This is a genomic window from Enterobacter ludwigii, assembly GCF_001750725.1.
Lineage (GTDB): Bacteria > Pseudomonadota > Gammaproteobacteria > Enterobacterales > Enterobacteriaceae > Enterobacter > Enterobacter ludwigii.
In genome coordinates this window covers 252,140-273,417 of record NZ_CP017279.1, presented here as the reverse complement: position 1 = coordinate 273,417, position 21,278 = coordinate 252,140, and the positions used below count along the sequence as shown (strand labels likewise).

General features: G+C 54.6%; 22 protein-coding genes. 14 read left to right on the top strand and 8 right to left on the bottom strand.

What is annotated here, in order from left to right:
- Positions 1–128 precede the first annotated feature (128 nt).
- The 3 genes from BH714_RS01295 to fimZ all read left to right on the top strand — a co-directional run bounded on the left by BH714_RS01295 (position 129) and on the right by fimZ (position 3,013).
- Entirely contained in the window at positions 129–827 is a 699-nt protein-coding gene (locus BH714_RS01295) for an EAL domain-containing protein (protein ID WP_032681528.1), read from the top strand.
- Positions 828–851: 24 nt separating this feature from the next.
- The gene (locus BH714_RS01290; RefSeq protein WP_032677572.1) at positions 852–1,568 is read left to right on the top strand and encodes a helix-turn-helix transcriptional regulator; all 717 of its coding nucleotides are present in this window, start codon (positions 852–854) and stop codon (positions 1,566–1,568) included.
- An 812-nt stretch (positions 1,569–2,380) separates the two neighbouring features.
- The gene (fimZ, locus tag BH714_RS01285) at positions 2,381–3,013 is read left to right on the top strand and encodes a fimbria biosynthesis transcriptional regulator FimZ (RefSeq protein ID WP_014168952.1); all 633 of its coding nucleotides are present in this window, start codon (positions 2,381–2,383) and stop codon (positions 3,011–3,013) included.
- A 51-nt stretch (positions 3,014–3,064) separates the two neighbouring features.
- On the opposite strand, the gene sfmF is transcribed toward fimZ, so the two are convergent.
- From sfmF to fimA, 6 genes are all read right to left on the bottom strand, one after another.
- Complete coding sequence (gene sfmF, locus BH714_RS01280) at positions 3,065–3,589, bottom strand: fimbria assembly protein (RefSeq protein ID WP_032677571.1); 525 nt, start codon at positions 3,587–3,589, stop codon at positions 3,065–3,067.
- Between the two features lie 9 nt (positions 3,590–3,598).
- The gene (gene fimH, locus BH714_RS01275) at positions 3,599–4,606 is read right to left on the bottom strand and encodes a type 1 fimbria D-mannose specific adhesin FimH (protein WP_020885154.1); all 1,008 of its coding nucleotides are present in this window, start codon (positions 4,604–4,606) and stop codon (positions 3,599–3,601) included.
- Positions 4,599–7,160, bottom strand: a complete 2,562-nt coding sequence (locus BH714_RS01270; RefSeq protein WP_040016817.1) for a fimbrial biogenesis usher protein — start codon at positions 7,158–7,160, stop codon at positions 4,599–4,601. The genes fimH and BH714_RS01270 overlap by 8 nt, the downstream gene beginning before the upstream one ends.
- A gap of 14 nt (positions 7,161–7,174) precedes the next feature.
- Entirely contained in the window at positions 7,175–7,867 is a 693-nt protein-coding gene (gene fimC / locus BH714_RS01265) for a type 1 fimbria chaperone FimC (RefSeq protein WP_020885156.1), read from the bottom strand.
- A 34-nt stretch (positions 7,868–7,901) separates the two neighbouring features.
- On the bottom strand, positions 7,902–8,447 hold the full coding sequence (gene fimI, locus BH714_RS01260) for a type 1 fimbrial protein subunit FimI (RefSeq protein WP_020885157.1): 546 nt from the start codon (positions 8,445–8,447) through the stop codon (positions 7,902–7,904).
- Positions 8,448–8,514: 67 nt separating this feature from the next.
- Positions 8,515–9,078, bottom strand: coding sequence for a type 1 fimbrial major subunit FimA (fimA, locus tag BH714_RS01255; protein WP_014168946.1), 564 nt, complete (start codon positions 9,076–9,078; stop codon positions 8,515–8,517).
- A gap of 310 nt (positions 9,079–9,388) precedes the next feature.
- On the opposite strand from fimA, the gene folD reads away from it, so the two are divergent.
- From folD to BH714_RS01230, 5 genes are all read left to right on the top strand, one after another.
- Positions 9,389–10,255, top strand: a complete 867-nt coding sequence (gene folD, locus BH714_RS01250; protein WP_014168945.1) for a bifunctional methylenetetrahydrofolate dehydrogenase/methenyltetrahydrofolate cyclohydrolase FolD — start codon at positions 9,389–9,391, stop codon at positions 10,253–10,255.
- Position 10,256: 1 nt separating this feature from the next.
- On the top strand, positions 10,257–10,469 hold the full coding sequence (gene ybcJ / locus BH714_RS01245) for a ribosome-associated protein YbcJ (protein ID WP_040016814.1): 213 nt from the start codon (positions 10,257–10,259) through the stop codon (positions 10,467–10,469).
- Between the two features lie 219 nt (positions 10,470–10,688).
- Positions 10,689–12,188 (top strand): PTS transporter subunit EIIC, encoded by a 1,500-nt coding sequence (locus tag BH714_RS01240; protein ID WP_014168943.1) that lies wholly within the window; start codon positions 10,689–10,691, stop codon positions 12,186–12,188.
- An 84-nt stretch (positions 12,189–12,272) separates the two neighbouring features.
- Positions 12,273–13,289: a Mal regulon transcriptional regulator MalI gene (gene malI, locus BH714_RS01235; RefSeq protein ID WP_040016812.1), complete on the top strand. Its 1,017-nt coding sequence runs from the start codon at positions 12,273–12,275 to the stop codon at positions 13,287–13,289.
- Between the two features lie 72 nt (positions 13,290–13,361).
- Complete coding sequence (locus BH714_RS01230; RefSeq protein ID WP_040016810.1) at positions 13,362–13,883, top strand: metal-dependent hydrolase; 522 nt, start codon at positions 13,362–13,364, stop codon at positions 13,881–13,883.
- Between the two features lie 78 nt (positions 13,884–13,961).
- On the opposite strand, the gene cysS is transcribed toward BH714_RS01230, so the two are convergent.
- A complete protein-coding gene (cysS, locus tag BH714_RS01225; protein ID WP_020885161.1) occupies positions 13,962–15,347 on the bottom strand; it encodes a cysteine--tRNA ligase in 1,386 nt (461 codons plus the stop codon).
- Between the two features lie 174 nt (positions 15,348–15,521).
- Between cysS and ppiB the strand changes: the two genes are divergently transcribed.
- From ppiB to mnmH, 6 genes are all read left to right on the top strand, one after another.
- A complete protein-coding gene (ppiB, locus tag BH714_RS01220) occupies positions 15,522–16,016 on the top strand; it encodes a peptidylprolyl isomerase B (RefSeq protein ID WP_014168939.1) in 495 nt (164 codons plus the stop codon).
- A 3-nt stretch (positions 16,017–16,019) separates the two neighbouring features.
- Positions 16,020–16,742 (top strand): UDP-2,3-diacylglucosamine diphosphatase, encoded by a 723-nt coding sequence (gene lpxH, locus BH714_RS01215; RefSeq protein WP_040016809.1) that lies wholly within the window; start codon positions 16,020–16,022, stop codon positions 16,740–16,742.
- Positions 16,743–16,878: 136 nt separating this feature from the next.
- A complete protein-coding gene (locus BH714_RS01210; RefSeq protein ID WP_013095921.1) occupies positions 16,879–17,088 on the top strand; it encodes a YdgH/BhsA/McbA-like domain containing protein in 210 nt (69 codons plus the stop codon).
- 212 nt (positions 17,089–17,300) lie between these two features.
- A complete protein-coding gene (gene purE / locus BH714_RS01205) occupies positions 17,301–17,810 on the top strand; it encodes a 5-(carboxyamino)imidazole ribonucleotide mutase (protein ID WP_020885164.1) in 510 nt (169 codons plus the stop codon).
- Positions 17,807–18,874 carry a 5-(carboxyamino)imidazole ribonucleotide synthase gene (purK, locus tag BH714_RS01200; RefSeq protein WP_040016808.1) on the top strand — a complete coding sequence of 356 codons (1,068 nt, stop codon included), beginning with the start codon at positions 17,807–17,809 and terminating at the stop codon, positions 18,872–18,874. The genes purE and purK overlap by 4 nt, the downstream gene beginning before the upstream one ends.
- Positions 18,875–18,958: 84 nt before the next feature.
- A complete protein-coding gene (mnmH, locus tag BH714_RS01195) occupies positions 18,959–20,029 on the top strand; it encodes a tRNA 2-selenouridine(34) synthase MnmH (protein ID WP_040016807.1) in 1,071 nt (356 codons plus the stop codon).
- Positions 20,030–20,100: 71 nt separating this feature from the next.
- On the opposite strand, the gene BH714_RS01190 is transcribed toward mnmH, so the two are convergent.
- Complete coding sequence (locus tag BH714_RS01190; protein ID WP_032677564.1) at positions 20,101–21,246, bottom strand: porin; 1,146 nt, start codon at positions 21,244–21,246, stop codon at positions 20,101–20,103.
- Positions 21,247–21,278 lie beyond the last annotated feature (32 nt).

Here is a 21,278-nt window from a genome sequence, read left to right as displayed (position 1 = left end):
AGAATTTCGCGCTGCGAAAAGGCTTAGTTGCATTTAAGTAACGCCTGCTGTTTTCCTGAGCGTCAGCTCGTCACACTAGTGTGACGTATCCCGGCCGCCTGGAGGCTGACAGACAACAGGACCATGGAGTGACAGCGCAAAACCTGACCTATACGCCCCCCCGGTTACAGTACCTTTCTCAGGACATCGTCGGCATCAAACTTGAGCCCATCGTCGCCCTCTCCTCTTTACGCAGGGTCGGCGTGGAGGTCCTTAGCGTCCTGTCTGAAACGCAGCATAGCGAAGCCTTTTTCCGCCATCAGTCTGCAGACTGGTCGATAACGCTGCTTGAAGTACAGCTCACCGCGTTAAAAAATACCCCGCACTGTAATAATTTTTTCATTAATCTGCCGATAACCGTCCTGACAGAGCCCGACGCTTTTCAGCGGCTTAGCCGGATAAAATGTCCGCCGCTGAATATTGAACTTGTCGACCCCAGTGCTTTTTTAACGCTGTCAGCCGCGCAGAGGCAGACCGTTACCCGGAGCCTGTTGCAGCTCATAAGACAAGGTCACGGTATCTGGCTGGATGACATTGATGAAACACTCATCCCGCCCTTTTTATCCTGCCGGTTACCGTTAAGCGGCGTAAAAATCGATAAGGATGCATTCTGGCGTCTACGCGCCACGCCCGCGCTACGGCAACTGGTGTCCCGGTGCTTTCAGCTTGCCGGGAAAGTGCTTATTGAAGGTATTGAGACTGAGCAGGATTGTACCTGGGCACTGCAGGCAGGCGCAGAACTCGGCCAGGGCTATTACTGGCCGTCCTGGACATGGCCGGAGGATTAAAAAGCCATTTCCAGGGGGGAGGCCATGCGAATGACAGTGCGCCGTTACCGGCGGCGGCGTACAGGAAGTGATGCACTGGGATTTACGCGCTCGCCTTTTGCTCCCCCCTTCTTCGACCGGCTCGAATTTTTGAGTCAGTCCATCAGCCAGCCCCGCAAAACAGACGCTCCGTTTATCATTCTGGTGACGGAGGATCATTTTCTGCGCACCGGTTTTCTCAACGGCCAATTTCCCCTGAGCAGCTGTTGCGACTATCCCACGCTGGAGGATGCGTTTAGCGCCCTGGCCCAGTGGCCTTCCGCCCGTCTGGTGGTGGATATTGAAAGCCGCTCCACTGCGCTGATCGACAAGCTGGATCAGCTCAGAAGGCATAGCCTCTATCCCCCTTTTCTGACGCCCTATCTGTTAGTCAGGGCGGATAATTACGATACTCGCCTGTTCTGCAAAGCGGCGGGCCCTTTTCACGTGCTCGAACGTCAGCTGACGCCGTCTGCTTTCCAGCACAGCCTGATGGATACCAGCCCTCCCCAGGGCTGCGATAAAGACTGGTTCTCCCGCACCGAATGGCCTATTTTGCAGGAGTTATCGCGGGGGAAGACCCTTCGCCAGATAGCGTTGATGCAGAATCGCCCCTATAGCCGCATTATCTATCGTCTCAGCTGCATTCTGTTGAAACTGGGTCTGACCCATCGCCAGGAACTGCTGCACCTTCTCAATAACCTCTCAGACTGCACCTTCTAACCCACCCACTAAGCCCTTATTTCCTAAAGACCTTTAGGAATTTACTTATCAATCATGTTACTTATTTGTTAAATTTTAACAATAATTTCAATTTTATAACTATTCCTAATTTACGGGCTTAAACCATGTGAAATGTCACAGAATGAATAATCTGCAGCACTTTCCTCCGTGCGTTAAGTGTTTGATAAAGGAGTTAATAAGACGATAATGATGTAAAAACAAGCGGCTCGGCGAGACTGCCTGGCAGTCGAAAGCGAAGTCTGTAGTATGTTCTGCTGTACGACGGGTGCCCTTTCCGGCGGCGACCCGATCACTTTCAAACGAAGGTCTGGTGCCCTCTGTGAACACTTTTTCGCCATCCGATCCCGCTTTCAGCCCCTGAAAACGGCTGTCGATTTGTTAACATTTGATCAACATACAGTGTGATATGTCATTTTTTGTTATTACATAAAGATCAAAAGATGCGGTAAATGGGATAACAGGATATTTAAGCTAATTTTAAAAAAATAGCTATTCGGATCCAGAAGATAATACAAAGTAATAAGCGAGGGGTAATTTACAGGGTTTTCGGAAAAAACTTACACGGTATAATAAGACGCGTATCAAATATGAATAAGAAAAACCTTTTTGCCAACACCAGCCTAATGAGATGACCGCGCTGAGGCATAGATTTCTTCACTACGTTAACAAGGATGCTTTCGCTCTTTCCAGGGAAATACTACGGTATAAGGATCTGCACATTTATCCTTCCGGCATTTCGAGAGTTTTAACCAAACTCGGCATAACGCTTTTAACAGTCTGAGGCATTAAAAATGAAACCGGCATCCGTTATCATTATGGACGAACACCCTATCGTCAGAATGTCGATAGAAGTCCTGCTACAGAAAAATAAAAACATCACAGTCAAACTCAAGTCTGGCGACAGCCATGAAGTCCTTGACTGTATCCGTAACCACCCTATCGATCTGGTGATCCTGGACATCGAACTTACGGGCACAGATGGCTTCGCTTTACTGAAGAGAATCAGAAACTTAAATAAAGACATCAAGGTCCTGTTCCTCTCTTCAAAATCCGAGTCTTTTTACGCGGGACGCGCCATTCGCGCCGGGGCAAATGGTTTTGTCAGTAAACGAAAAGATTTGGGAGAGATCTACAACGCCGTTGAAATGATCCTGATGGGCTATTCTTTTTTCCCGTCGGAAACGTTGAATTTTATAAACCATTTGGGTTCGGGGAAAGGGATGGTCGCGGATATGCCATTATCGAATCGTGAGGTGACGGTATTACGTTACCTGGCAAATGGTTTATCCAATAAGGAGATTGCAGAGCAGTTGCTATTAAGCAACAAAACCATCAGCGCACATAAATCCAATATTTATTCCAAGCTGGGTGTGCAAAGCATCGTTGAATTAATTGATTATGCCAAAGCACACGAACTGCTATAACCTGAATTCACTCCCTGCAGCTTATCCGAGCTGCAGGGAGTGCGGTCAGCGCTAATTATAATTAATCATGAAAGTGGCATCAGCATCAGCCCGTCCGGGCTGAGGGTTATCAGCAGTGGCAATATAATTGGCATAAAATGACAATGTCGCATTTCCCTGCGCATCAACCGCTACCGACTGGCTGGCCTGCTGAAGTGCCAGACGCGTTTTATCCGCATCCCTGATCTCGACGGCAACGTTGCTTGCCGTACTGGCGTCATTGAGCGCCAGTAACCCGTTATTGCTTCCGTCGGCTTTACCCGAAAACGTGATGGACGCCGCACCAGGCGGACAGCCGGTCAGCTTCAGCGTAAACGGCATGGGCTGCGTGCGGCTTCCCGTGGTGCTGAGCTGTTTCGTGGGCCAGGTTCCCAGCGTAACGCTCTTGTCGCTATCGCTGCCCTCGGCCACACAGGTAAAATCAACAATGTTGCCGTACATCTGAATATTGATCTCCCCCAGCGCAGTGGCTGCCTGCGCGCTGGCGTGAAGCATCATCAGTGTCATTGCGGCGAAATGCCAGTTCCGGTTCCGCATCTCTTCCCCTTAATCGTAATCCACACGCAGATAACCCCGCGACGTAAAACGGCCTTCCGCAGGCTTATTCCCCGTCACGCTGACCGGCCAGACCCGGATCCCCACCTGCGCCTGCGCACTGTCGTCGAGCCGGAACGGAATTTTGCTGGTCAGGTTGTTGGGCGTTAGCGGGGTACCGCTTTCGTTGGCAATCACAAACCCCACATCGGGGTTATCCGACACCACCGCGTTGCTGGAGACCTTTTCTGCCTCAACGCGCATCGTCAGCATTGCGTTCGCTTCCACGTTGGTGCATTTGATGGCGATGGTTTTGCTTTGTGCGGTTACCCCTTCCGGTTTGTTACCCGCCCCGGCCTTGCTGAACAGGGAGGCCCCGATATCGCCGAAGTCAAACTCCACGATATTCCCCGCATTAATGGCGCAGCTTTGCGGCACCTGAATGGTCCCGCTGTAGCTGATGGTGTAGACCGGCGAGGTTAACGGATCAGAAGAGGTAGTGGTGACATAGACGCGGAACATGGTCGCCCGCGGGATCACCACCATATTTATAAACCGTCGGGTCACTTTGAGGCGAAAGACGAGGCTGGAATCCTGAACGCCAAACGGTTTGTTTTTAGAGACGTTCGGGTGACTCCCCATCTGGATGTAACTTTTGGGCGGATAAAATACGCCAGCAAAGCTGTCCGTAATTTTCATTGCCCCATCCAGATAGTCGTTTAGCTTCAGGTACTGATAGCCATCACTTGTTCCCGTGACCGGGTAATCGGTAACATAACTACGTTTGGTTGTGTTCCCGGTAGTGCCCTTCGGACAGACGGCATTCACCCCCACCCACTGCGATTTCTCGCTGAGCGTCACCACCTGTCCGATCTGGTTATTCGAACTGTTAAATTTATCCGTCAGGTCGTAATGCACCTCCGTAGGGACGCCCTTTTCATTCACACACACGGTGGCTAAGGCATTCCCCACGGGCAAAATAGAGAGAAGTGATAAAGCCAGGCAATGGATTTTACTCACAGCGAATCCCCTTAAGTGTGATTGCCTGTTGCAGGCTCTTTTCTGGCAAGCTGTAGTGCGCACGACACTGGGATTGCATCCCGTTGCCCCACTGGATCAGCAGTTCACCTTCCAGCGGCAGGCCGCTCAGGTAAATCTGTCCGTCATCGCCCACCATACTGGTGACGCCGCTCTGGGTTTCACGCACCACGGCACCGAATGGCACAGGCTGGTTGCCGCGCGTGACGGTCAGCAGGGCGCGCACGCCAATACGGGTATCAAAGCTGGCGCGTACCAGCGCCCCTTTTGTCGGCACCACGCTGCTCACGTTATTTTCGATATCGGTGTTATTGCTCATGGTGTTGGTATCCAGCGCCACGCGGTTATAGCGGTAGACGGTGGCATACGGCATCACCGCATAGCCACGCCAGTCGGTTTTCACACCGGTCTGGTTTTCCACGCTCACGCCCGATGCTCCCGGCGCTTTGATCAGAACGTTGGTATCACCCAGCGGCTGGCTGAAGGTTACGCCATCCGCATGGCCGACCACGCCGCCGGAGAGCTGCCAGTTGAGATCGTGCTGGTCGCGTGCGTAGTTGTAGCCAACCCCCAGCGTGCCGTAGGTTGCCTGCCAGTTCGCGCTGGCGCTTCCGCTTGAGCCGTTATTGCTGGTGTGGCCCTGGGTCACGCTGTAGTTCAGGTTGCGATCTTCCAGCAACGTCCCACTGACCCCGGTTTGCCAGCTTGTGTCGCCATCACTATTACGGCTGGCTGACGCCGTGGCATAGGCGCGGTCAATGGCGCTGTCCCGACGAAAACCCTGGCGGGTAAAGAGGCTGAACGGTACGGAGACGTTAAACGACGCGATTCGGTCCGTGCCGTCTATCCCGACCGATTTGTTCCATGACCAGGACACGGAGTAGTTGACGCCCTTCACGCCACCCGCGTACCCCAGCTGATACCAGAGGTTGGACTCATCGGTGCCCCAGTACGTCTGTTCACTACCGGAGATATAGACCGAGCCGTAATCCCCCAGCGACTGGGAAATATTGAGCTGGAAGCGCCCTTTTTTATTCCACGTCAGGTTGTGATAACTCTCCACATCCGGCACACCGTCATCATCCTGGTTGTCGGCATACTGGTAGCCTTCCATTGAACGCCACGCGACATCGTCCAGGGTGTAGAACCCTTTTGTGGAGTAGCGGTAGCCCAGCAGCTGGAAGTTGGTTCCGAATCCGTTAAGCGATTTTGCATAGAGGAAACGCAGCGACTGCCCTTCATGGCGGCTGTCATCCGCAAGCTGGCTGCGGGCATGGGTGATATCGAGCGACACTGCCCCCCAGTCACCGAGGTTTTTCCCGGCCCCGATAGCCACCGCGGTATAACGTGACGCGAGTTGGGTACCGCCGTACAGCGTGTAGCCGTCGCCAAGCCCGGTAATCAACGTACCCTGCGTGAAGAATGGCGTATCCTGTTCGCTGTTGCCGCTGCGGTAATCCCCGGCCACCAGGTCATACTTCCAGCGCCCTTCGCGCTGCAGGAGGGGCACGGTGGAATACGGCACGGTATAGCGCTGCTGGCTGCCATCCTTCTCTTCAACCGTCACCTCAAGGTCACCGCTTGACGAGGTTGGGTTAAGATCGGTGATGGCAAAGGCGCCAGGCTGTACATAGCTTTGATAGATAACGTAGCCGTTCTGCCGAACGACCACTTTGGCGGGCGTTCGGGCGATGCCGCGAACGGTTGGCGCGTAGCCCTGCAGGCTGTCCGGGTACATGCTGTCAGACGAGAAGAGCCGCCCGCCGCGAAAACCCACGCTATCGAAAACATCATTACCGGTATTGCTGTCGCCCAGCACCAGCTCGCTTTTCAGCGGGATCACGGTGCGCTGCGCCCAGGTGCCAATATTCTGCCAGTTGCTGTGCCGCTGCCCGTTATTCTGCGTGTAACGCCATGCGCCATTATTGCGTAAACGCCACGCGCCATAGTTCAGCCCGCTCTGCAGGTTCAGATAATAGCTGTCGTCCTCGCTCCCGCGGTTGCCGGTAAAGCTGTAGTTCACCAGCGCGGCAGGGATCCCTTCATCCCATTGTTCGGGCGGAATGTAGCCGCGTGCGCTGTTCTGCATCGCCACCTGTGGCAGGCTGATATTCAGGCGCAGCGAGGCGAAGTTGAACGCGATCTCACTGCCGGGAATAGCCTTCGCCAGGGGAATACAGGTCTCCCCTTTCACGTTAACCAGCTCAGGAAAGGCCGCGATATTGACGCCAAAACGCTCCAGCATCACGCGCGTAATGCACGGCGACAGCCCACCGGCAACCGGCGGTGTATTGTCGGCCTGCTCGAAGAGCACATCCTGCGTCGCGATAAACTCATCGTTACGCCAGATATCCACGCGATAAACGCCAGGCGCCTGCTGGTGACCTTGTTCAAAACGCGATAAATCCGCCACGTTGGCGGTGTCATCGGACAAGAAGGCCGGGTTAAAGTAGCTTTCGCTCCAGCCAGCCTGTGGCCAGAGCGCTGCCATCAGCGCCAGTGCGACCGGGCAGTAACGTCCCTGGTGATTATTCATCGCGCTGACTCTGCTCACAGGTTGACGCTACGCGCCGGCGTAATGGCACCGTAGTCATTCACGCTCTGCCAGGAGAGCGTACCGCTTGCGGCGGCTGGCAGTACCTGCTGCGCCGAGTTTTTAGGCGCAACCATCAGGTTATCCAGCGTCTGTCCGCCCAGCTTCATATTGACCAGCGTGATGTAATACGGCGAAGCGTTACTGACTTTGAGGTGGTTGCCGACGCGCTCAAAACGCAGCTGCGAGAGCGCCTCTTCCGGCTGCATCGGCAGATTTGTCGGGCGGACAAACAGCTTGATCCGCGACAGGATAGCCAGCTGCAGCACGTTATTGTTTTCCGTTTTCGCTTTGTTCACGGACGGGATCGCTTTCACGTTCATGTAGAAGAGCGATTCACGATCGGCAGGCAGCGCGGGCCCGGCATAAATAATGCGTAGCGTATTTTCGCTGTCCGGCTCGCTGACAAACAGCGGCGGGGTCACGGCAAAGGTTTTTTCTTTTTGCCCGTTCGCATTTTCGATCCACGCGTTGATTAAATAGCGCTCTTGTTTATTGCTGTTGGTGATCGCCAGCGAAGTTTGCTTTGCATCTGCCGGATAAATAACGCGGGTGGCCCCCAGCGCAATACCGCCGGAAGCATTTGCGCATGCAGAAACCATCATTAAAATTAACGATAAAAACAGTCCTGGTTTAATTAGGGTATTCATCACAACCGTACCTTTAATAATGTGTTCGCAGGTGTTATGGATAAATCAACGTAAACCAGACATCCGACTGAATATTGCCTGGCACGAGGTGTTCGGAAATAGCCCGATAGCGGGCGCTAAAATGAAACGCAAGCTCACTGGTATTCACCGGCAACCAGCTGACGGCCGTTGCGTTCGGGATAATCTGACGTTGTTGTTCGTCAAAAAGAGCCAGCCCGACGCCGCTGCTTATCGGTGATTCACCTGGCCGCGATGTCGCCAGAAAAACCTGCGGATCTTCTGCTGGCGTAACGCCCTGAAACTGGATCCCCACGGTGCGCGAGACATCCACGCTGCAATCCAGCAGCCGCACGGTGAAGGGCACATTGACCGTGGAAAAACTGCCCACACCGGAAAATGAATTGGTTCGGTACTGCCCCATTTCGATGCGCATGTTCTGGCTGTCGGGTGCCACGGCGCAGCCGCCGTTCACCAGTTCACCTCTGAGATGAACTTTGCCGCCGTCGATTACCACGGTATGTGCTGAGGCCTGGCAGGCCATCGCAAGGGTTAACAGCAGTAGTGTTCCGGTCCTTGTCATCCTTCGTTCCTGGCCTTTGCGTATGACGGCCTCTTCCCTGAGGCCTGAACATCCCTGTGCGGAGGAATTACTCGTATTTCATTACGAAAGTGGCGTCAGCGTTTGCCTGGCCTGGCTCGGTGGTCGCAGCCGTTGATTTGTAACGCGCGGTGAAGTTCAGGGTGTTAGTCCCTTCGATCAGGTTCTGCGCGGCAGAGAAGGTTGAACCATCTGGAGTCAGGGTGGTGGATTTGCTGTCGAGGATCTCGATGCCCACGCCCTTCGCGGAGTTGTCGTTGTTACCAGAGGTTACCGCCAGCAGGGTTTTGTCGGTCGCGTCGATCTGACCGGTGAACGCAACTGCGGCCGTTTTCGCAACCAGCGGGTCACAATCATTCAGTTCAATGGTGAACGGAATATTAGAGGTGGTGTCACCTACTTTCGTGAACTTCGCGGTACGGTATTGGCCCAGGTTAACCGTCTGCTCGGAAGAATCAGTATTTACTGAACATGCAGCATTAACCAGTTCACCTTTAAAGTGTACGGTACCGCCATTTACGGTAACCGGAGTGGCTGGATCTGCTGCATTTGCGGCACCCGCAACCAGGGCCAGAGTAGCAATAACAGTAGAAGCAATGTTGCTGAGTTTCATGTCTATTCCTTTAAAATGTAAATAACCCTTCCCGCGAATAATCGGGAATAAGAAATACGTTCAATTGATTAATTGAAAGCTTATTTCGGAGGAGACAAAGTAGCTCATGAATGTATTTTAAAATATGTCAAAACGCTGTCATTTCGCCAGGTCACATCCTAATCCCGCCTAAGAAATTGACCATCCCCTCAGAAGGGTTTTTACGGCCTCCTGATGAAAACTCGCAAAGGGTGACTGACAGCGGCGCTCGCTTCTGACAAAATACAGGCAATCCCCCCTTTCAAACGTTACAGACGGAATCTTCTCTCTGATGGCAGCAAAGATTATTGACGGTAAAACGATTGCGCAGCAGGTGCGCTCTGAGGTCGCGGAAAAAGTGAAGGCGCGTAAAGCTGCCGGAAAACGCGCCCCCGGGCTGGCCGTTGTGCTGGTCGGCAGCAACCCGGCATCGCAGATTTATGTCGGCAGCAAACGCAAAGCGTGTGAAGAGGTGGGGTTCGTCTCCCGCTCTTACGATTTGCCGGAAACCACCAGCGAAGCAGAACTGCTGGAACTTATTGATACCCTGAATGCCGACAACGCGATCGACGGTATTCTGGTTCAGCTGCCGCTGCCAGCCGGCATCGACAACGTGAAGGTGCTGGAACGTATCGCCCCCGACAAAGACGTCGACGGTTTCCACCCGTACAACGTGGGCCGTCTGTGCCAGCGCGCCCCGCGTCTGCGTCCGTGCACGCCGCGCGGTATCGTTACGCTGCTGGAGCGTTATAACATCGATACCTACGGTCTGAACGCCGTGGTCATTGGCGCATCAAACATTGTCGGCCGTCCGATGAGCATGGAGTTGCTGCTCGCTGGCTGCACCACCACCGTGACCCACCGCTTCACCAAAAATCTGCGTCATCACGTAGAAAACGCCGATCTGCTGATCGTGGCGGTCGGGAAGCCGGGCTTTATTCCGGGTGAATGGATTAAAGAAGGCGCGATCGTTGTGGACGTCGGTATTAACCGTCTGGAAAACGGGAAAGTGGTCGGTGACGTGGTTTACGAAGATGCTGCGGCTCGCGCCTCTTATATTACCCCAGTACCGGGCGGCGTAGGCCCGATGACCGTTGCCACACTGATTCAGAATACTTTGCAGGCATGCGAAGAGTACCACGACGTAGAGGACGCGTAAGATGGCCACATTTTCATTAGGTAAACACCCGCACGTTGAGCTGTGCGATCTGCTGAAGCTGGAAGGCTGGACCGAAAGCGGCGCACAGGCCAAAATCGCCATTGCCGACGGGCTTGTTAAGGTGGACGGCGCAGTGGAAACCCGCAAGCGCTGCAAAATTGTCGCGGGTCAGACCGTGAGCTTTGAAGGGCAAACCGTGACGGTGACCGTCTGATGCTCTCCCCCTCTCCCGTCGGGAGAGGGAACCCACATTCCCCCACATCCATCACGGTTAATTATCGATCGACTTCAAATAATCACTATTTCATCTGTTGAAAAGTGAAAATTCTGTTGCGCGTTTTTCACTCTTTCCCCACGATAAGTAGAACGTTCTACTAAAACGTTCTACTTACAATAACAGCGCCAAAAAAAGCGCTACTCGGGGGAAATCAGCATGAGTCTGATATCAGGGTTTGTTAAATCGCTCTCTAAATTATCGATGATTGGTCGCGCGTTAATGCTGCCAATTTCACTGCTTCCCGCTGCAGGCCTGCTGCTGGCCTTTGGCGATAAGTTTCACCTGCCGCTGATGATGAACGCGGGCGGGGTTATCTTTGATAACCTGCCGATGCTGTTTGCCATTGGTTCCGCCGTGGGGCTGGCATCCGAGTCCGGCATTGCCGCGCTCTCGGCGGCGGTCTCGGTGTTTGTCACCAACATCACCATCAGCACCGTCTTGAGCATCACGCCGGAAATGGCGTCTCAGGGCGGCAAATACGCGATGGTGGTCGGCATCCCGACGTTGCAGATGGGCGTCTTCGGCGGCCTGATCTGCGGTATTCTCGCCGCCTGGTGCTATAACCGTTTCCACACCCTGCAGCTGCCAGAGTTCCTCGGGTTCTTCTCCGGGAAACGCTTTGTGGCGATTGCGACAGCGTTTCTCTCTTTCCTGCTCGGCCTGCTGTTGCCGTATGTCTGGCAGCATATCCAGGCGGGCATCGATGCGCTCTCCGTGGTGGTTAATGGCGATAATCAGGCAGCCTCGACCTTTATCTTCGGTCTGGTGGAACGTGCGCTGATCCCGCTCGGCCTGCACCACATCTGGTATCCCTCTTTCTGGTATTCGTTTGGGGATTACACCACCCAGGCCGGTCAGGTGATTCACGGCGACCAGACCATCTGGTTCAAGATGCTGGAAGAAGGGGTCAAATCCTTCAGCAGTGACAGCTACCAGAACGCCGGTAAGTTCATGCAGGGTGAATTCCCGCTGATGCTGTTCGCGCTGCCTGCGGCGTGTCTGGCGATGTACCACGAAGCGCACACCAAAAATAAGAAAATCGCGGCCGGTATTTTATTCTCTGCGGCGCTCACCTGCTTCCTGACGGGGATCACCGAGCCGGTTGAATTTACCTTTATCTTCGTCGCCCCTATTCTGTACGTCTTTAACGCCATCATGGCCGGTCTGGCGTACATGACCATGTATCTGCTGCATGCGCATATCGCCAAGTCGTTCTCTGCGGGCTTTATCGACTACCTGTCGTTCGGGATCCTGCCGTCATTTAACGGCTACAAAACCAACTTCCTGAACGCCATTATTATCGGCATTCCGATGGGCCTGATTTACTACTTCACGTTCCGCTTTGTGATCCGTCGTTTCGACGTGAAAACGCCGGGCCGTACAGAAGTGACCGCCAGTGCGGACGATAAGTCAGATTCAGAACTCGCTACAGAGATCATCAACCTGCTGGGCGGCGCGCACAACATCGACTCCGTCGGCTCCTGCATCACCCGTCTGCGCCTGGAAGTGGCAAAAAGTGAAGCAGTTGATAAGGACGGTCTGAACGGCCTTGGCGCCCGCGGCGTAGTGTTCGTCGGTGATAACGGTATTCAGGTGATTTTCGGTGCCAGAGCACAGTTTATCGCCCAGACCATGTCCACCATGATTGGCAAATAATAAGATGCCTGAACGACACGTCTCCTGTACGCTGGGGGACGTTGTCTTATCTGGCTGATAATCGGTAAATTTCAGGGAGCGGTTTTGAAGAAAGTCAGCATTATTGATGTCGCAAAGCATGCGGGCGTTTCGGTCTCCACCGTGTCGCTGGTGCTGCGCCAGAAAGGGAAGATTTCAGACGCAACGATCGCGAAGGTCAATGCTGCCATCACTACGCTGGGCTATGTTCACAACGTCGCCGCTGCCAATCTCCGCGCCAACACCTCCAACCTGATCGGCCTGATCCTGCGCGACTTTAGCGACAGCTTTTCCATTAAGGTGATGGCGAGCATCGTCCAGGAGCTGGAGAGACAGGGGTATATGGTTTTCCTCGGCCAGCCGCTGAACGACCATGAACATCTTGAGCGCTGCCTGCTGTCGTTTAAACAGCAGGGGGTCGCCGGCGTTATCTATCTGGCCTCTGACACCCGGGCATTCTCGCTGCCGGAACACATCCGCCAGTGCCCGCTGCCGCTGGTGGTGGTCTCTCAGTCCCTGCTGGATGAAAAATGCAATCTGGTGATGCGCGACAATCGCCAGGCGGCGAACCTTGCCGCGCGTTATCTTATCGAGCGCGGACACCGCAACATTGCCTACATTGGGGGTCGTGAAGGCTGCCTTATCCGCGAGCAGCGTCTGCTCGGCTTTCGCAGCGCGATGACCCAGAACGGCCTGGTCTGGCGTGAGGAATACTCGCCTGCGTGTAGCGATGACACGCTGGCCGCAGGTTTCGCCACCCGCCAGCTGCTGGAAAAAAACAACACCATTACCGCTCTGCTCTGCCACTCGCCGGATGCGATGATCGGCTCCATCTCCTGCATTCATCAGGTGGGGCGCACCGTGGGGAAAGATGTGTTTCTCACCCAGCAGGTCGCGCTGGTCGGTTTTGAAGATATGCTGCACGTGAACCTGACGTCTCCCTCGTTTACCTACGTTTCCTCCGCCAGTGAGGAGACGGGGCGTCAGGCGGCGGGGTTGATCATCCGCAAGCTAAAAGAGCCGGATCTGCAAACACAGCGTATCACCCTTTCCGGGCAGCTTATTGCCCGGGAATCGGCGTAAATAAGACGCTAACACCATCCTCATTGCGCCCATTCGCTGCTATATTTCCCTGCTTTGCCATGGATAATCGCAATGCCTACCGTTATCACCCACGCTGCAGTGCCTTTGTGTCTGGGTTTAGGCCTGGGACGTAAAATCATCCCTCCCCGCCTGCTGTTTGCCGGCGTCGTCCTCGCCATGCTGCCGGACGCCGACGTGCTGGCGTTTAAGTTCGGCGTTGCCTACGGCAATGTGTTCGGCCACCGCGGCTTTACCCACTCCCTGCTGTTTGCCTTTGTGGTGCCGATACTTTGCGTACTGATGGGCCGACGATGGTTTCGGGCAAGTCTGACCCGCTGCTGGCTGTTCTTAACCGTGTCTCTGCTGTCGCACAGCTTGCTGGATTCCATCACCACCGGGGGAAAAGGCGTCGGCTGGCTGTGGCCGTGGTCAGATGAACGGTTCTTTGCACCGTGGCAGGTCATTAAGGTCGCGCCGTTTGCGCTGTCACGCTATACCACGCCCTACGGGCATCAGGTGATTATGTCGGAACTGCTGTGGGTGTGGCTGCCAGGGGTCGTGCTGATGGGGCTGTTGTGGTGGAAGCGGAGGTAAAAACAAAACGGCAACCCAGTTGCCGTTTTAGTGTTTGCACCCTCTCCCGGTGGGAGAGGGCATCAGCGCGCACCAGAATTATTTTCGACGCCAGGTGGTTCCCTGCGGGCCATCTTCCAGAATGATGCCCATTTCCGTCAGACGGTTACGCGCGGCATCTGCTGCCGCCCAGTCTTTCGCCTGACGCGCTTCCAGACGCGCGTTGATAAGTTGCTCAATCTCCGCCACTTCGCTATCGTCCGCCTGCGCACCGCTTTGCAGGAACAGATCCGGTTCCTGCTCCAGCAGACCCAGTACCGAAGAGAGCTTACGCAGATGGGAGGCCAATGCATTCGCCGCCGCCATATCTTCTGACTTCAGACGGTTAACTTCACGCGCCATATCAAACAGCACGGAGTAGGCTTCCGGCGTGTTGAAGTCATCGTTCATCACGTCAATAAAGCGCGCTTCAAACGCCTCACCGCCTGCCGCGGGTACAGATTTATCGGTACCGCGCAGGGCAGTGTACAGACGCTCCAGCGCCGCACGCGCCTGTTTCAGGTTCTCTTCGCTGTAGTTCAGCTGGCTGCGATAGTGACCAGACATCAGGAAGTAGCGCACGGTTTCCGCATCGTAATATTTCAGCACGTCGCGCACGGTGAAGAAGTTGCCCAGAGATTTAGACATCTTCTCACGGTCAACCATCACCATCCCGGAGTGCATCCAGTAGTTCACGTACTCGCCACCATGCGCACAGGTTGACTGTGCAATTTCGTTTTCATGGTGCGGGAACATCAGATCCGAACCGCCACCGTGAATATCGAAATGTTTGCCCAGCTGTTTGCAGTTCATCGCCGAGCACTCAATGTGCCAGCCAGGACGCCCTTCGCCCCACGGGGAAGGCCAGCTTGGTTCGCCCTCTTTGGACATCTTCCACAGCACGAAGTCCATCGGATTACGCTTCACGTCCACCACATCAACGCGCGCACCGGCCTGCAGCTGATCCAGATCCTGACGGGAAAGCTGACCGTAGGTAGGGTCAGTCGGCACAGAGAACATCACGTCACCGTTATCGGCCACATAGGCGTGACCACGTTCGATCAGCTTCTCGGTGATGTCGATAATTTCGTGGATATGGTGGGTGGCACGCGGCTCGCTGTCCGGACGCTGAATATTCAGGGCGTCGAAATCTTTGTGCATTTCCGCGATCATACGATCCACCAGCGCAACAAAGCTTTCGCCATTTTCGTTCGCGCGCTTGATGATTTTGTCGTCGATGTCGGTGATGTTACGCACGTATTTCAGGTTGTAGCCCAGAAAACGCAGGTAGCGCGAGACAACGTCGAATGCAACAAAGGTACGGCCATGGCCGATATGACAGAGATCGTAAACCGTAATACCACACACGTACATGCCGACTTCCCCGGCATGGATAGGTTTAAATTCCTCTTTTTGGCGCGTCATTGTATTAAAGATTTTTAACATCGAAGATTCCATGTAAACACGTGTGTGGTTGAAAACCGGTTATTCTACCTGTAATTCAAACCTGAAGCAGCACACAATGCAAGGTGATCGCATCCTGTGGTTATGCTATAACAAGCCCCTATAGATGACCCAAACGCGGGTCGACGTACCACAATAACGGAACAGGATGCAAAAATGGTTACTTTCCACACTAATCATGGCGATATCGTAATCAAAACCTTTGATGACAAAGCGCCTGAAACAGTTAAAAACTTCCTGGACTACTGCCGCGAAGGTTTCTACAACAACACTATTTTCCACCGCGTGATCAACGGCTTTATGATCCAGGGCGGCGGTTTCGAACCTGGCATGAACCAGAAAGCGACGAAAGAAGCGATCAAAAACGAAGCGAACAACGGTCTGAAAAACACCCGTGGTACGCTGGCGATGGCGCGTACGCAGGCTCCTCACTCTGCAACAGCCCAGTTCTTCATCAACGTTGCTGACAACGACTTCCTGAACTTCTCCGGCGAAAGCCTGCAGGGTTGGGGCTACTGCGTCTTCGCAGAAGTGGTTGAAGGTATGGACGTAGTCGACAAAATCAAAGCCGTGGCGACCGGCCGCAGCGGCATGCATCAGGACGTTCCAAAAGAAGACGTCGTGATTAACAGCGTGACCGTCAGCGAGTAATTCGTGGCGACACTCTTTATTGCAGATTTGCACCTGCAAACAGAAGAACCGGCGATAACCGCCGGTTTTCTGCGTTTTTTACGCGGTGAAGCGAAAAGTGCCGATGCACTTTACATTCTGGGTGACCTGTTTGAAGCCTGGATTGGCGACGACGATCCCAACCCGCTGCACCGTGAGATGGCGGCTGCCATTAACGCGCTGGTCGATTCCGGCGTCCCCTGCTTCTTTATCCACGGCAATCGTGATTTCCTGCTCGGCAAGCGCTACGCCCGCGAAAGCGGCATGACGCTGCTGCCGGAAGAGCAGGTACTCGACCTTTATGGCCGAAAGGTGTTAATCATGCACGGTGACACACTTTGCACTGACGACACCGGCTATCAGGCGTTTCGCGCTAAGGTTCATACCCCGTGGATCCAAAAACTATTCCTGGCTCTGCCGCTGTTTATCCGCAAGCGGATCGCAGCCAGAATGCGTGCAGACAGTAAGGCCGCCAACAGCGGAAAATCCATGGCCATTATGGACGTTAATCCCCAGGCGGTAGTCAGGGTCATGGAAAAACACCGCGTTCAGTGGTTGATCCACGGTCATACTCATCGTCCCGATGTGCATACCCTTACCGCCAACGGCGAAGCGGCCCACCGCGTCGTCCTGGGGGCCTGGCACAGCGAAGGTTCTATGGTCAGCGTCACGCCTGACGGTGTGGAACTGATCGCTTTCCCGTTTTAACCCGTCAAAAATCATTCTATTTTTTTGAACAATATCGGCAAATTGTTTCGATTTTAATCAGCCCATGGTCGGCCTATTATTTATCACATCAGGGCAACACGCCCTATCCCAGATAAAACATTTAAGGAATACGACCATGAAATCCATCAAAACTTTCGTTGCAGTTGCCGCACTCTCTCTGATCTCTTTCGGTTCTTTTGCTCAGAGCGTCAGCGCCACGGCCTCTACCCTTGACCGCGCAGAAGCGAAAATTGCCGCTCAGGCTGCTGAACAGGGCGCGTCTTACAAAATCACCAGCGCTCAGTTTAACAACCGCGTTCACATGACGGCAGAACTGACCAAATAAGACGTCTGCTGACCGTGCCGCCCGTCAAAAGCACATCAAAGCACATCGATGCCTGATAAAACAGACCGCCAGAACGCGGTCTGTCTTGTTATCTCCTGAGAGCCACAACGGCTCAGTTTTTAACCGCGCAACCGTTTTCCTTGCCCCTATTACATGCTATTCTCTGTGCCCTCGAAAGCAGTGTGTTTCGCACCACAGGAGTTTTAAGACGCATGTCTTCCCGCAATAATCCGGCGCGTGTCGCCATCGTGATGGGGTCCAAAAGCGACTGGGCTACCATGCAGTTCACCGCCGAAATCTTTGAAATCCTGAATGTTCCGCACCACGTTGAAGTGGTCTCCGCACACCGTACACCGGACAAACTGTTCAGCTTCGCCGAAAGCGCCGAAGAGAAGGGTTATGAGGTGATCATTGCCGGTGCGGGCGGCGCAGCACATCTGCCAGGCATGATTGCCGCCAAAACGCTGGTACCGGTTCTGGGTGTTCCGGTGCAAAGCGCTGCGTTAAGTGGTGTCGATAGCCTCTATTCCATCGTTCAGATGCCGCGTGGCATTCCGGTCGGCACGCTGGCCATTGGTAAAGCGGGCGCTGCCAACGCTGCCCTGCTCGCCGCGCAGATCCTGGCGACTCACGATAAAGCGTTACATCAGCGTCTGGCGGACTGGCGTAAAGCCCAGACCGACGAGGTGCTGGACAATCCGGACCCGCGGGGTGCGGCATGAAGCAGGTATGCGTCCTCGGTAATGGTCAGTTAGGCCGTATGCTGCGTCAGGCCGGTGAGCCGCTGGGTATTGCCGTGTGGCCCGTCGGGCTGGATGACGAACCGGAAGCCGTGCCGTTTCACCAGAGTGTGATCACCGCGGAGATTGAACGCTGGCCACAAACGGCCCTGACGCGCGAGCTGGCGCGTCACAATGCCTTCGTTAACCGCGACGTCTTTCCCATTATTGCTGACCGTCTAACGCAAAAGCAACTGTTCGATAAGCTCGGGCTGCCGACTGCGCCGTGGCAGCTGTTGTCCGATAAAAGCGAGTGGAAGGATGTTTTTGCAATGCTGGGCGAGCTGGCAATTGTGAAGCGTCGCGTCGGCGGGTACGACGGTCGTGGACAGTGGCGTCTGCGCGCCGATGACACTCACGAGCTGCCGGACGATTGCTACGGGGAGTGCATCGTTGAGCAGGGCATTAACTTCAGCGGTGAAGTCTCGCTGGTAGGTGCTCGCGGGCAGGACGGTCATACCGTTTTTTATCCGCTGACGCATAACCTGCATCAGGACGGGATCCTGCGAACCAGCGTTGCATTCCCGCAGGCCAGTGCTGAACAGCAGGCGCAGGCAGAAGAGATGCTCTCTGCCATCATGCACGAACTCGGTTACGTCGGCGTCATGGCGATGGAGTGTTTTGTCACGCCGTCCGGTCTGCTGATTAACGAACTGGCACCGCGCGTTCACAACAGCGGTCACTGGACCCAAAACGGGGCGTCCATCAGCCAGTTCGAGTTGCACCTGCGCGCCATCACTGACCTGCCGCTGCCGCAGCCGGTGGTGAACAGCCCGTCGGTGATGATCAACCTGATCGGTACCGATCTGAACTACGACTGGCTCAAGCTGCCGCTGGTGCATCTGCACTGGTATGACAAAGAGGTGCGTCCGGGTCGTAAGGTCGGTCACCTGAACCTGAACGATACCGACACCGATCGTCTGAGCGCCACGCTGGAAGCGATTATTCCTCTCCTGCCGCCGGAATACGCGAGCGGAATTATCTGGGCGCAATCAAAGCTTAAGTAATACTCCTCTGCCGGGGAGTTGACCTTCCCCCTCCCCGGCGTACAATCCCCGCCCATTGCAGCTTAGTTTTCTTCTGGAAAAACCATGAACGATGGAACGGACTATCGCGCGATCCTCGCATCCGATACCCCTTTAATCGACGTTCGCGCGCCGATCGAATTCGCCCAGGGCGCGATGCCTGCGGCAATCAACCTGCCTCTGATGAACGATGATGAACGCGCCGCCGTCGGCACCTGCTATAAACGCCAGGGGCCGGACGCTGCGCTTGCTCTCGGCCATAGCCTGGTCGCAGGCAGTACCCGTGAGATGCGCATTAACGCCTGGCGCGAAGCCTGTCTCTCCCACCCCACCGGCTACCTCTGCTGCGCGCGTGGCGGTCAACGCTCGCATATCACTCAGGCCTGGTTGAAAGCGCGCGGCGTGGATTACCCGCTGATCGCAGGCGGCTATAAAGCGCTGCGTCAGACCGCAATTGAGGTAACCGCTGAGCAGGTGCAAAAACCGATGGTGCTGATCGGCGGCTGTACCGGGAGCGGCAAAACGTTGCTGGTGAAACAGCACGCGCAGGGCGTGGATCTGGAAGGGCTGGCACACCATCGCGGCTCGTCGTTTGGCCGCACGCTTACACCACAGCTTTCGCAGGCGAGCTTCGAAAATCAGCTCGCTGTCGTGCTGTTGAAAAAAGAGGCCGCACGCTGGGTGCTGGAGGATGAAGGGCGGATGATTGGCTCCAACCACCTGCCGGAATGCCTGCGAGACCGCATGGTTCAGGCGCCTGTTGTGGTGGTAGAAGACCCGTTTGATGTCCGTCTTGAACGCCTGCGTGAAGAGTATTTCGACCATATGTGGGCGGATTTTTCTGCTGCCTTTGGCGAAGAGGCGGGCTGGAACGCGTATAGCGAATATCTGCACCACGGCCTGTTTGCCATTCGCCGCCGTCTGGGGCTGCAGCGCTTTGCAGACTTTACGGCGCTGCTGGATTCCGCCCTGCAGGAGCAACAACGTTCTGGCAGCACCTACGCGCATTTGCGCTGGCTTGCCCCGCTGCTGAACGACTATTACGACCCGATGTACACCTGGCAACTGGCAAAAAAGGCGGAGAAGATTGTGTATCGCGGAACGTTTGAGGACGTGGCTGACTGGCTCAATCGCTGAATCACGCGCAAAAAAAACGGCAACCCAGGGTTGCCGTTTTCATATCGGGGTGACTTCCCTGCTGACTGAACTTAGAAGTCGTAACGCAGACGCACCAGGTTCATGTCGCCCAGGTTATCCGTGCTGGAGGTGAACACGTGTTCGTAATCAACACGGAAACCGTAGTCCAGCTGGACGCTAACACCCACGCCGTTATCGATACGCTGGTAGTTACGACCATTCACGTACTCAATACGGTCACCCATGAAGTAAGGCTGGATGGATTTCACCGCATACTGATCGATTGGGAATTTGTACCCTGCGAAGTATTCAATACCCCATGCATCACCGGCAAAGTAGTTGTCAGTAGACACTTTTTTGGTGGTCAGGAAGTTCTGGTACCAGCCGCCGCCAGCCGAGAAGGTCCAGTTATCCGGCGTCCAGCTCAGCGCGGTACCGAGGATATTCTGGTCGTAAGATTTGCTGTCGCCGTTGTCCGGGTTACGCATGTCCGCGCGGGTGTAGTTCCACGCTGCGCCCCAGGTCAGATCGGTGGTCAGGTGGTAATCCAGCCCCAGTGAACCGCCGCCTTTACGTTTGTAACGCAGGCCATTGCCCGGCAGGTATTCGCTGTCTTCAAACAGGTAGGATGCATAGATATCCGCATCGCCTACGGTTTTCTTATATTTCAGCATTTTGCGTGAACGATAAGAGCCGTCGTAGTCACCGTTGATCCCGTTACCTGGAGCCTGACCAATCATGTCGTAGTCCCAGATATCGGTTTTCACGCCAACCACATCATAGTAAACGCTGTTCTGTTGACCGAAGGTCAGCGTACCCCAGGTGTCGCTCTTCAGACCGGTGTACAGCATACGGCGAGAGGTGTCGTTAGCACCTTCAGCGTAGTGATTATCCCAGTTGAACAGTGCCGGAATGTTCACACCCAGTTCGTAGTAGCTGATCCAGCTGATGTCATCAAACAGATAGTAATCTGCTGCGAAACGGAAACGGGTGCCGCCGTCGAAGCCATTACGTTTGTAGGAGCCTTTATCGCCGTCGCCCGACATCATGTTGAACTGAGGACGAATACTGCCGCCAACGGTAAAGTTAAGACGGCTCAGCGGGTTACCTGCCTGAGGGTCTTGTTTAAGAACCGTGATTTCCGCCTGAGATGCGAAGGAGGTCAATGCCACTGCTGCGCCAATTGTTACTGCCAGCGCTGATTTTTTTATAGTCATTATTTTTTCCTTTATAGACACGCTGCTAAATA

Coding starts and splice junctions, on each gene's coding strand:
- BH714_RS01290 (WP_032677572.1), top strand. CDS start 852: ATGCGAATGACAGTGCGCCGTTACCGGCGGCGGCGTACAGGAAGTGAT.
- fimZ (WP_014168952.1), top strand. CDS start 2,381: ATGAAACCGGCATCCGTTATCATTATGGACGAACACCCTATCGTCAGA.
- sfmF (WP_032677571.1), bottom strand. CDS start 3,589: ATGCGGAACCGGAACTGGCATTTCGCCGCAATGACACTGATGATGCTT.
- BH714_RS01270 (WP_040016817.1), bottom strand. CDS start 7,160: ATGAATAATCACCAGGGACGTTACTGCCCGGTCGCACTGGCGCTGATG.
- fimC (WP_020885156.1), bottom strand. CDS start 7,867: ATGAATACCCTAATTAAACCAGGACTGTTTTTATCGTTAATTTTAATG.
- fimI (WP_020885157.1), bottom strand. CDS start 8,447: ATGACAAGGACCGGAACACTACTGCTGTTAACCCTTGCGATGGCCTGC.
- fimA (WP_014168946.1), bottom strand. CDS start 9,078: ATGAAACTCAGCAACATTGCTTCTACTGTTATTGCTACTCTGGCCCTG.
- folD (WP_014168945.1), top strand. CDS start 9,389: ATGGCAGCAAAGATTATTGACGGTAAAACGATTGCGCAGCAGGTGCGC.
- ybcJ (WP_040016814.1), top strand. CDS start 10,257: ATGGCCACATTTTCATTAGGTAAACACCCGCACGTTGAGCTGTGCGAT.
- BH714_RS01240 (WP_014168943.1), top strand. CDS start 10,689: ATGAGTCTGATATCAGGGTTTGTTAAATCGCTCTCTAAATTATCGATG.
- BH714_RS01230 (WP_040016810.1), top strand. CDS start 13,362: ATGCCTACCGTTATCACCCACGCTGCAGTGCCTTTGTGTCTGGGTTTA.
- cysS (WP_020885161.1), bottom strand. CDS start 15,347: ATGTTAAAAATCTTTAATACAATGACGCGCCAAAAAGAGGAATTTAAA.
- ppiB (WP_014168939.1), top strand. CDS start 15,522: ATGGTTACTTTCCACACTAATCATGGCGATATCGTAATCAAAACCTTT.
- BH714_RS01210 (WP_013095921.1), top strand. CDS start 16,879: ATGAAATCCATCAAAACTTTCGTTGCAGTTGCCGCACTCTCTCTGATC.
- purE (WP_020885164.1), top strand. CDS start 17,301: ATGTCTTCCCGCAATAATCCGGCGCGTGTCGCCATCGTGATGGGGTCC.
- purK (WP_040016808.1), top strand. CDS start 17,807: ATGAAGCAGGTATGCGTCCTCGGTAATGGTCAGTTAGGCCGTATGCTG.
- mnmH (WP_040016807.1), top strand. CDS start 18,959: ATGAACGATGGAACGGACTATCGCGCGATCCTCGCATCCGATACCCCT.
- BH714_RS01190 (WP_032677564.1), bottom strand. CDS start 21,246: ATGACTATAAAAAAATCAGCGCTGGCAGTAACAATTGGCGCAGCAGTG.